This window comes from Beijerinckia sp. L45, assembly GCF_009765775.1.
Lineage (GTDB): Bacteria > Pseudomonadota > Alphaproteobacteria > Rhizobiales > Beijerinckiaceae > RH-AL1.
The window spans coordinates 1-10,223 of record NZ_LMUU01000099.1 but is presented as its reverse complement, the minus strand read 5'-3'; the positions used below and the strand labels follow the sequence as shown (position 1 = coordinate 10,223).

8 protein-coding genes are annotated in these 10,223 nt (G+C 65.2%); 5 read left to right on the top strand and 3 right to left on the bottom strand.

The window, feature by feature from the left end; all coding sequences use genetic code 11:
• Nucleotides 1-301: 301 nt before the first annotated feature.
• The 5 genes from GSQ79_RS10425 to GSQ79_RS10405 all read left to right on the top strand — a co-directional run bounded on the left by GSQ79_RS10425 (nucleotide 302) and on the right by GSQ79_RS10405 (nucleotide 5,179).
• The gene (locus tag GSQ79_RS10425) at nucleotides 302-1,735 is read left to right on the top strand and encodes an MmgE/PrpD family protein (RefSeq protein WP_158808656.1); all 1,434 of its coding nucleotides are present in this window, start codon (nucleotides 302-304) and stop codon (nucleotides 1,733-1,735) included.
• A complete protein-coding gene (locus tag GSQ79_RS10420; protein ID WP_158808655.1) occupies nucleotides 1,732-2,898 on the top strand; it encodes an aromatic ring-hydroxylating dioxygenase subunit alpha in 1,167 nt (388 codons plus the stop codon). Before GSQ79_RS10425 ends, GSQ79_RS10420 begins: the two co-directional genes overlap by 4 nt.
• Nucleotides 2,899-2,901: 3 nt before the next feature.
• Nucleotides 2,902-3,381, top strand: coding sequence for an aromatic-ring-hydroxylating dioxygenase subunit beta (locus tag GSQ79_RS10415; RefSeq protein WP_158808654.1), 480 nt, complete (start codon nucleotides 2,902-2,904; stop codon nucleotides 3,379-3,381).
• A gap of 8 nt (nucleotides 3,382-3,389) precedes the next feature.
• Complete coding sequence (locus GSQ79_RS10410; protein WP_158808653.1) at nucleotides 3,390-3,635, top strand: hypothetical protein; 246 nt, start codon at nucleotides 3,390-3,392, stop codon at nucleotides 3,633-3,635.
• Between the two features lie 179 nt (nucleotides 3,636-3,814).
• Nucleotides 3,815-5,179: an amidohydrolase family protein gene (locus tag GSQ79_RS10405; protein ID WP_158808652.1), complete on the top strand. Its 1,365-nt coding sequence runs from the start codon at nucleotides 3,815-3,817 to the stop codon at nucleotides 5,177-5,179.
• 159 nt (nucleotides 5,180-5,338) lie between these two features.
• On the opposite strand, the gene GSQ79_RS10400 is transcribed toward GSQ79_RS10405, so the two are convergent.
• The 3 genes from GSQ79_RS10400 to GSQ79_RS10390 all read right to left on the bottom strand — a co-directional run.
• Nucleotides 5,339-5,635 carry a hypothetical protein gene (locus GSQ79_RS10400; protein ID WP_158808651.1) on the bottom strand — a complete coding sequence of 99 codons (297 nt, stop codon included), beginning with the start codon at nucleotides 5,633-5,635 and terminating at the stop codon, nucleotides 5,339-5,341.
• Between the two features lie 319 nt (nucleotides 5,636-5,954).
• The gene (locus tag GSQ79_RS10395) at nucleotides 5,955-7,133 is read right to left on the bottom strand and encodes an efflux RND transporter periplasmic adaptor subunit (protein WP_158808650.1); all 1,179 of its coding nucleotides are present in this window, start codon (nucleotides 7,131-7,133) and stop codon (nucleotides 5,955-5,957) included.
• A 63-nt stretch (nucleotides 7,134-7,196) separates the two neighbouring features.
• The coding region (locus GSQ79_RS10390; protein ID WP_158808649.1) for an efflux RND transporter permease subunit at nucleotides 7,197-10,223 on the bottom strand (3,027 nt) is incomplete at its 5' end.

Sequence of the window (10,223 nt, the reverse complement as noted above, 5' to 3'; positions counted from 1 at the left end):
AGGCCTCACGCGCGTCGATATCGATGTGTCTGACGACCATAGACTGGGCAACCGCCCCGGAAAGAACGATCGCCGGCCGCTCGCATCAGAAATTCTGAGGCATATCGCGGTATCCTGGCCTCCCGGCGTCGCGGATCAGGAAAACTGACGCATCTGGCGACCGATCCGAATTGCGAGGGCAGGGCGCCCCGTCTCTAATTCGTGGGTGCCAGGGACGGTGGGTGTTGCTTCGAAGCGCCGCCGAATGGCACGCCGGATATATGACGCCGCTGGGCAGCCCACAGATATGTCGGATCCAAAAATGCCGGTCGGATCGACCCTCGCGCTGGCCCAGTTCGCAGCGAACCTGCGCTTCGAGGACCTGCCGGCTGCGGTCGTCGCGCATACCAAGCTCTCCATTCTCGACACGATCGGTGTCGCGCTGGCCGGCTCGGGGATCGGCGAGGGCTGCGACGAGATCCTCGCCTATGCCGAGAAGGCCGGCGGATCCGGCGACGCCACAATTTGGTCGTCCGGGCGCCGTCTGCCACCGGCTCTGGCTGCGCTTGCCAATGCGGCCCATGCCCGCGCGCTCGACTACGACGACATCATCCCGTTTCCCCAGATCCATGTTGCGGCCTGCGTCGTGCCGGCGGCCTTCGCCGTTGCCGAATCCTGCGCCAGGCCTGTCGACGGCCAGCGCTTCATCACGGCGGTCGCGGCCGGATGCGAGGTGCAATCGCGCTTGGCCGCCGCGCTCGCGCCGTTCTTCGGCGAGGGCCTGCCGACAATGCTGTCGAGCCAGGTGTTCGGCTATTTCAGCGCGGCGGCGGCCTGCGGCAATCTGCTGGATCTCGATGCGGAGGCGATGCAGAGCGCGTTCGGCCTCGCCCTGATGCAGGCGGCCGGGACCGAGGAGATGGTGGTTCACGCCGCCGCCAGCGTCGGCAAATGCCTCTACGCCGGTTTCAGCAATCAGGGCGGCGTGCAGAGTGCCATGATGGCGTCCGCCGGGGTTCTCGCGCGGGGCGAACCCATCGACGGTAGTGCCGGCCTGTTCGCCGCATACTACGGCGGTCGCTACGACGCATCCAGGATTCCGGCGGAACTCGGCGTCGACTTCCTGTCACTCGATCGCTGCTTCAAGGCGATGCCGGGCACGCTCGTCAGCCACGCCTTCGCCGAAGCCGCCTTGCTGTTGATGCGCGAGCACGGGTTGCACGCCGGCGACATCCAGCGCGTGCGCCTGCATGTCGGGCCGTGGGGGCAGGTCATGTGCGAGCCGAGCGATCTGCGGCGGCGCCCGACCAGCGCCTCGGCGGCGATGAACAGCATTCCCTTCGTCGTCGCCAAGGCGATCTGCAACGGCCGGGTCGGGCTCGAAGATTTTCGGCAGGACGGACGCGCGGAGGCGGAGACGCTCGACCTGCTGACGCGGATCGACCACATCGTGGATCGCAAGCTCGCCAACCTCGGCGGCCTCGAGCCGGGCCTCACGGAGTTCGTCCTGGCCGATGGCCGCTCGCTGATGATGCGGATCGATGTCCCGCGTGGGCACCCGGCACGGCCGCTCTCCGCCGACGACGCCATCGCCAAGTTTCGCGTAAACGCCGGCCACGCCGCGCATCCCCTCGATCAGCGGCAGCTCGATACGCTCGTCGATCAGCTCATGCGGCTCGACGAGAGCGACGACGTCACCGCGATCATCGACATCATTGCCGCGCGCGGCACGCAGCTCAGGAAGGTTGCCCGATGACCCATGCCATCGAAGACTTGATCCAGACCGGCTCGATCCATCGCTCGGTCTATACCGATCCCGCGATCTTCGATCTCGAGATGGAGCGCATCTTCAACACCACCTGGGTCTATATCGGCCATGCCCAGGAGATCCCGGAGCCGGGCGACTACAAGACGACGTTGATCGGCAAGCATCCGATCATCGTCTCGCGGCTGGCGGACGGCAGCGTCACGGCGCTGATCAATCGCTGCCGCCATCGCGGGCCGATCGTCTGTCAGCACGAGCGCGGCAACAGCAAGCATTTCCGCTGTCCCTATCATTCCTGGACCTACGATAATTCGGGCAAGCTCATCGGCGTGCCGATGCCGCAAGGCTATGGCGCCTCGTTCGACCGCGAGGCCCTCGGCCTGGTCAAGGTGCCGCGCGTCGCGGAATACCAGGGCTTTATCTTCGGTTGCATGACCGCGGTCGGCCCGACCCTCGAAGACCACCTCGGCGGCATTACCCGCTTCCTCGATGCCTATGTCCAGACCTCGCCGACGGGCAAGATCGAGCTGTTCGAAGGCACGCAGAAGTGCGGCTACAACGGCAACTGGAAGTATCAGCTGGAAAACGGCGTCGACCCCTATCATGTCGGCGCGCTGCATCTCAGTGCGGTCACGCCGGAAGCGATGCAGATCTATCGGCAGGGACGCGGCTGCGTCATCGCGATGGATGGCCATGGCGTCACCGATCATACCGACTGGGGTCCGATGCCGGTCGACGCCAGCCTGTCGGGCGGCTTCAACCTCGTCATCTTCCCGAACCTGATCGTGTTGCGCAGCCAGATCCGCACGGTGCGCCCGATCGCGGTGAACCGCACCGAAATCCACACCAACGTCGTGAAGCTGCAGAATGTGCCGGACGAGGTGAATCTGCGTCGTATCCGCGATCAGGAATTCGAGTTCGGCGCGGCCGGCACCTTCTTTACCGACGATCTCGAAATCTTCGAACGCACGCAGGAAGGCCTGCAGAGCGGCGCCGTCGAGTGGCTGGTGTTTTCGCGGGGGCTCGATCGCGAGGAGATGAAGAACGGCTACATGACCGGCACGATGTCGGACGAGACCCAACATCGCGGCATGTACGAGAACTGGAAGCAGATGATGATGGGACCCAAGACGCCGGCCTTGGCCGCGGAGTGAATGATGCTTGCCGAACGCCCGGAAATCGAAGACTTCCTCTACCGCGAAGCGCGCTTGCTCGACTCCCAACAGTTCGAAGAGTGGATGGATCTGTTCACCGACGACGCGCTGTATTGGGTTCCCGCTGGTCACGACGACATTGACCCCAGCCGCCACGTCTCGATCATCCATGACGACAAAAAAGCCATGGCCGTGCGGATCAAACGGCTGCGGTCCGGTCACGCCTATGCTCAGGATCCGGCGTCCCGCGTGCACCGCCTGATTTCCAACGTCGAACTGGGCGAAGCCGATGACGAACGCGAGACGCTCGAAGTGACCTGCATGATGCTGCTCGTCGAACTGGCGCGGCACCGGCAGACCATTCACTCGGCCCGCTGCGAGTTTTCGCTCGATCGCAGCGACGGCCGCTGGCGGATCACCCGGAAGAAAGTCAATTTGCTGCGAAACGGCGAGGTTCTCGAGAGCACGCCGTTCCTGATCTAGAGGACGCCATGGTGAAGAGCGACAAGGCCGCCGCATCCCCGCATTGGATCGTGTCGAACGAATTCGCGACCGTTCGCCTGTCGATCGATACGAGCGGCAACGACCCGCGCCTGCGGATCGAAGATCTCTCGACCGACCTGTCGGTGGCGCTCGACGCCTTCATGCTTGCGGGCCTCACAACCGCGACGGAGACTCAACTGTCCGAATACATGGACCCAAATACGGGGACGGTCGGAGAAGATACGCCGCGCTGACCGCGCTCCGCACGCACGAGGGATCGACCATCGGCCAGCTCCTGCTCGTTACCGGTGCCCGCATCCTCGACCCGCTGGGCGAACTGCACCGGCCTGCAATAACGGATCTCCTCGTCGAGGACGGTGCGATCGTCGCGCTCGGCGAAGAGGCCTCCGCGCGCGGCGCTTCGGCGGAGACGATGGATGCCGGTGGGCTGTTGATCACGCCCGGCTTCGTCAATGCGCACTGCCACTCCCACGACACGCTTCTCCGCGGTCTCTTCGAGCAGTTGCCGCTGGATCTCTGGGGACTCGTCGCGTTTCCGTTTTACTGGCCGCGCCGTGGCACCGAGGAGGTCGCCGTCCGCACGCGGTTGCACGCGGCGGAATGCTTGCGCGGCGGCATGACGACCATTCAGGATATGGTGACCCTCGTCGACTTCGATCGCGATCACGCCGACGCCGTCGCGGCGGCCTATGCGGAAAGCGGGATTTCGGCGATCGTCGCACCGCAATTCAGCGACCGCCGCGGCAGCGTCGGCGTGCCCTTCGCGGATGAATCCCTATCGCCGCATGCAAGGACGCTTCTGGGGACCGATACCGATCCCGAAGCGATCCAAACGGCGCTTCTGACCTTGTTCGACGCGGTCGCGGCGCCGCGGTTCGCCTGGGCGCTCGGTCCCGTCCAGCCGCAGAACTGCTCCGATGCGCTGCTCCACTGGGTGGCGCGGACCGCCAGCGAGCGCGCGCTCTCCGTTTTCACGCATCTCTACGAGACCCGCAGCGAGGCGGTCCTGGCGCGCACGACGTTGCCGGACCATGGCGGCTCCGCGGTTCGGCGCCTGCAGCACCTCGGCCTCCTGACGCCGCGGCTGACGATCGCGCACGGCGTCTGGATCCGGGCCGATGAGATCGACGTGTTGGCAGCCCATGGAACGTCGCTGGCGACGAACCCGGTCACCAATCTGAAGCTGATGAACGGGCTGGCGCCGGTCCGTCGCTACCGCCAAGCCGGCGTGACCATCGGCCTGGGATGCGACAACAGCAGCGCGAGCGACGCGCAAAGCATGTTCCAGGCGATGAAGCTGTTTGCGCTGGCCTGGGGGCTCCAGACCGGCGGCAACGACCAGGCTGCGGCGACGGAAGCGTTCCGGGCGGCGACGATGGGCGGCGCGGCGGCGGTCGGCCGCGCGACCTCGATCGGCCGGATCGCGCCGGGCTACAGCGCCGATCTCGTTTTCATCGACCTCGACGATCCGTCCTGGCTGCCGCTCAATAGCGCGGTCCGGCAATTGGTCTATGGCGAGACCGGACGGGCCGTCCGCCACGTCATGGTGCAAGGCGAACTCGTAGTCCGGGATCGCCGCCTCATCCGCTTCGACCCCCAAACCCTGCGGGACGATGCGGAACGGATTCAGGGAAGCATGGCCGCGGATCTCGCCGACTGCCTGAAGCCCGATCGCGATGTCATCGCATCCTACGCGCGGGTCTCCCAGCGCGCCGATGCCTTCGGCCTCGACATCGAAGCGACGCCGACAGGCTGGTCGATGGACCGACACGCGTAACGCGGGTCTGCCCGAAGTCCTCGAACGCCTCAATTATCTTTGGCGTCCTCCCGGCGAGATGCCGTCAGGCTCAAGAGCCGCCAAATCGGTTTCATCGCCGGTGTTCGCTTTTAGGGACGGTCGTGCCATCGGTCACGGCCGTCAGGCCCTCGGCATCGTCTATTTGTCGGTCTTTGGTGGCGATGGCGCAGGCGCGTCTGCCGGTGCCGCTTCGGCTGCGGGCTTCGGCTTCTTCGCCTTCGGCTTTGGCTTCGAGATATGCTTCACGTGCGCCACGGGCGGCGGTGCGACCGGCTCCGGCGGCGGCGGGGGAGGTGGTGGCGGCGGAGGAGGGCAGCCGATCGAGAGCAGTGAGCAGAGCGGGCCCGGGCCATCCCCGAACAGTTGCGCCGAGGCGGGCTGTGTCGCCGCCGCAAGGATGGCTGCCACACCGAGGCAGCGAAGCATGATCTTCATCTTGGTCCTCCAACGGGTTCACTATCAGACGCCTTGAACGCCGCTGCCGTCAAGCTTGGTGCATATCCGTCCTTTCGGCCGAGCTGCCGCGTCTAGGCGCATCTCGTTGCGTCTCGTTTCCAGAGAATGCACGGCAGGCACTTTGGGGTTTCGCAGACGCTATCGCGTGCGCCCGGGTGATCTCAACCGATCCGGCCGCCCGCTGGCGTGTTCGCTGTTCTGCTCGTGATAAGCTGCGACACCATCCCAAGCGCCAGCCTCTCGCAACTGTTCAAGGTCGCGCTCCCAGAAGGGTTTTCGAAGCCGTCTGCTTCGCGCCCTACATCGGTTTGACGGGCGTTCCGTTTCCCGGGGCGTCGGCGACATGCACCGCATCGCCGGTTTGCAGCGCTTCCGACGGATTGTCCACGATGCGGTCGCCGAGGGCAATGCCGGACGTTACTTCGACGTCGGTGCCGAGATTGCGTCCGAGGCCGACAGGCTCGATCGTGACGTGTCCGTCCGGCCCTAGCTTTGCCACCTTGACGCCTTCGCGTTCGAAGATGAGGGCCGTCGTCGGAACGAGCAGCATCTTCGGATCGCTGGGAAGATGGAATTCCACTTCGGTGAAAGCGCCGGGCCACAGCTTGTCGGCGGTGTTCTCGGCATGCAGCTCGACAAGGGCGCTGCGGGTATCCTCGGACACCGCGTTGGACGTCGAGACCAGCGTCGCAGAAAAGTGCGTGTTGGGATACTGTGGGAGATCCAGCGTCGCTTTCAGTCCGCTCTTCAAGCCGCCGAGAAAGGCCTGGGGCACGCGAACGTAGACGCGCACCGTGTGGATGTCGGAAATCTCGAAAAGGGGCTTGCTGGTGGTGCCATCGGCGCTGACGAGATTCCCGATATCGACGTTGCGCGCCGTGACGATCCCGTCGAACGGCGCTGTCAGGTTCTTGAACGCCGCGAGGTCCTCCAGCCGATGCACGGCGGACTTGGCCGCCTCCATCATGGCCATCTTGGCGGAGGCATCGAAGGTCTTTTCGTCGCGAGCCTGATCGGAGACGGCATAGGTTTTCGCGAGATCGGACCAGCGCCCGGCGGTGACGGACGCCAGCTTGGCATTTGCTTCCGCGCTGGTTAGCGCGCCGCGCGCCTGCATCAACTGCTGATCGAGCTCGGGCGACTCGATGGTGGCGAGGACCGCGCCAGCCTTGACCCTTGCGCCGATATCGACCGTCCAAGCCTTGATGTAACCCGTGGCGCGCGGATAGATCGAGGCGGTCGAAAACGCCCGGATGGTGCCGGGCAAGGTCAAAAAGTCTTCGGCCTGTCCGTGCTTCGGGGTGACGACGGTCACCGTCAAGATGGCCTGATCGGCCGTCCAGGTCGACAGATCGGCTTCGCTTTGGGCCCGCGACGCGATGCCCGTGACCGCGATGCCGACGGCGGCGAGACCGAGTATGGCGCCTCCGATCAGGATCGAGCGGACTTTGATCGGTTTGCTATCGGTGCTGGACATGACGATCCTGAAGGCGGGAGGTGTGACTGATAACGAGAGGCATGGACGGGATGCGGTGCCGCATCAGATCGGCGCCGGCACCGGCGGCTCGCTGACTACCGTGCTGCGCGGCTGCTTCGCCTTGCCGTGGACCAGGCTGAAGAGCACGGGCACCAGGAACAGCGTGGCGCAGGTGGCGAACATCAGCCCGCCGATCACCGCGCGGCCGAGCGGTTCGTTCTGGCCGGGCTCGAGCGCCATCGGCGCCATGCCGATGATCATCGCCAGGGCCGTCATCAGCACCGGGCGGAAGCGCCCTGCACCGGCGTCCATGGCCGCGACCAACCCGCTTGCTCCCGCGGCCAGCCGCTCACGGGCGAAGCTGATCACCAGGATGCTGTTCGCCGTGGCGACACCCATGCACATGATGGCGCCGGTCAGGGCCGGCACCGACAGCGTCGTGTGGGTGGTGAACAGCATCCAGACGATGCCGGAGAGCGCCGTGGGAAGCGCCAGGACGATGATCAGCGGGTCGAGCCAGGATTGGAAGGTGATGACGATCAGGAGGTAGATGAGCAGGATCGCGAAGCCGAGCCCGATGAAAAGCTGGCTGTAGGCGCTCAGCATCGTCGCGACCTGGCCGCGGATCACCACCGTCGCGCCGCGCGGGAGCTCCGGCTTCGTCGCGTCGACGGCAGCCTGGATGTCGTGGGCGATCGCGCCGAGGTCGCGATCGGCGGTAGCGACGTAGATATCGACGATGGGCCGCACGTTGTAGTGCGACACGACGGCATTCCCGGCCGTCGGGACGAAGTCGGCGAGGCCGCCGAGCAATTGCGTCGCGCCATTGGCCGACAGCGGCAGGGTTTTGAGATCCTTCAGCGTGTCGATCGCATACTGCGGGGTCTGCACCGATACGGGATAGGTGACGCCGTTCTTGGGATCGAGCCAGTAGATCGGCACGGTCTGGGTGCTGCCCGACAGGCTGTCGAGCATGCTCGCCGCAGCATTCTGCTGGGTCAGGCCGACGAAACCCGCCAACGATCGGTTGACGTTGACGTCGAGGGTCGGCTGTCGAAACTGCTGCTGGATGCGCGGATCGACCACGCCGGGAATCGTCTTGATCCGCGCGAGGAGTTTCGTCGCGTAGACGCGGCTCGCCTCGAGGTCGGTGCCGACGATCTGCACGTCCAACGGAACCGGCGAACCGAAGTCGATGATCTGGCTCACCATGTCGGCCGGCAGAAACGAGAAGGTGGTGCCGGGGAACCGCTTCGGTAGTTTTTCGCGCAACAACTTGACGTAGTCGGCGGTTTCGCCGTGCGGCTCCTTGAGGGTGATCAGCATGTCCGCATCGGTAACGCCGATCGTACCCGAATTGCCGTAGGAGATATTGATGCCGCTGATCGGCATGCCGATGTTGTTGACGATGCCACCGAGCTGGGCCGGCGGGATCAGGCCGCGCACGGCGGCTTCGACCCGATCGGTGAGGGCCGTCGTCTGCTCGAGGCGCGTCCCGGTCTGTGCCCGCACGTGCAGCTTGATCGCGCCGGCATCGATGTCGGGAAAGAAGTTCTGGCCGAGATAGGGCACGAGACCGAAGCTCACGGCGGTCAGCGCGAAGAAGCCGAACGCCAAGCTCTTGCGATGATCGAGCGCACGCTCCAGGAGCCCGCGGTAGACCGCATGGACCACGCTGAAACCACGCTCGAAACCGCGCTGGAACCGCACCAGCGGATTCCGGCTTGACGGTGGCGCGGACCCGGCCTCGAGATCGTCGAAGCCGTGGGAGTGGTGCTGATTGCGCAACAGGAAGCTCGCCATCGTCGGAACGAGCGTCCGCGACAGGATGTAGGACGCGACCATCGCGAACACGACGGCTTCCGCCAGCGGCCGGAACAGAAAGCCGGCAACGCCGTCGAGGCCGAACATCGGCACGAAGGCAAGGCAGATGCAGAGCAGCGAGACCGTCGCAGGCCCAACGATTTGCGCTGCGCCATCCATGATGGCGGCATCGATCGGCTTGCCCTGTTCCATGTGCCAGTTGATGTTCTCGATCGTCACCGTCGCATCATCGACCAGAATGCCGACGGCGAGCGCGAGACCGCCCAACGTCATGACGTTGATGGTCTCCCCCAACGCCGACAGCGTCGCCAGCGACGCCAGGATGGCGAGTGGAATGGATACGGTGATGATGAGAGTCGAGCGCCAGCTGCCGAGGAACAGCAGGATCATGAGGCCTGTCAGCGCCGCGGCGATAATGCCCTCGCGCACGACGCCGGAGACCGCCGCCTTGACGAAGTCCGACTGGTCGCCGACCGCCTTGAGGTTCAAGCTGGGAGGAAGCGCGTCCCGCAGGCCCGGCAGCAGGCCCTTCACGCCGGCGATGATGTTGAGCGTCGAAGCTGAGCCGGCTTTCAAGACGGTCATCAGGACGGCCTTCTGGCCGTCGAGTTCCACGACGTTCTGCTGCGGCGGGTTGCCGTCGTGCACCTGGGCGACATCGCGCATGTAGATGACCGTCCCGCCGACGGTCTTGATCGGCAGGTCGTTGAACGCCGCCATCTGCCGCGGCGATCCGTTGAGGTTCACGGTGAACTCGAGATCCCCGATCTTTTCCGTGCCGACGGGGGTGATCAGGTTCTGGGTGGAGAGCGCGCTGACGACGTCCTGAGCGGACAGGCCGTAAGAACGGAGCGCGCGCTGGTTGAGGTCGATTTGCACCTGTCGCACCAGGCCGCCATAAGCGGACGGGATCGCGGCACCCGGGATCGTCGAAAGCTGCGGGCGTATGAAGTTGGTCGCGATGTCGTTGAGCTTGCTTTGCGACAGGGCGCCGCTCGACAGGGCCAACTGGATGATCGGCACGCTGGAGGCGTTGAAGTTGATGATCTGCGGCGGCGTGATGCCGGCCGGTAGCTGCTTGAGGATCGTCTGCGAGATCGCGGTGACCTGGGCCAGCGCCATGTCGATGTTGACGTTCGGCTGGAAGAAGATCTTGACCACGCCGTAGCCGGCCAGCGATTGCGAATCGATGTGCTCGATGTCGTTGACCGTCGTGGTCAGCGAGCGCTCGTACGGCCCGACGATCCGCCCCGCCATGTCGTCGGG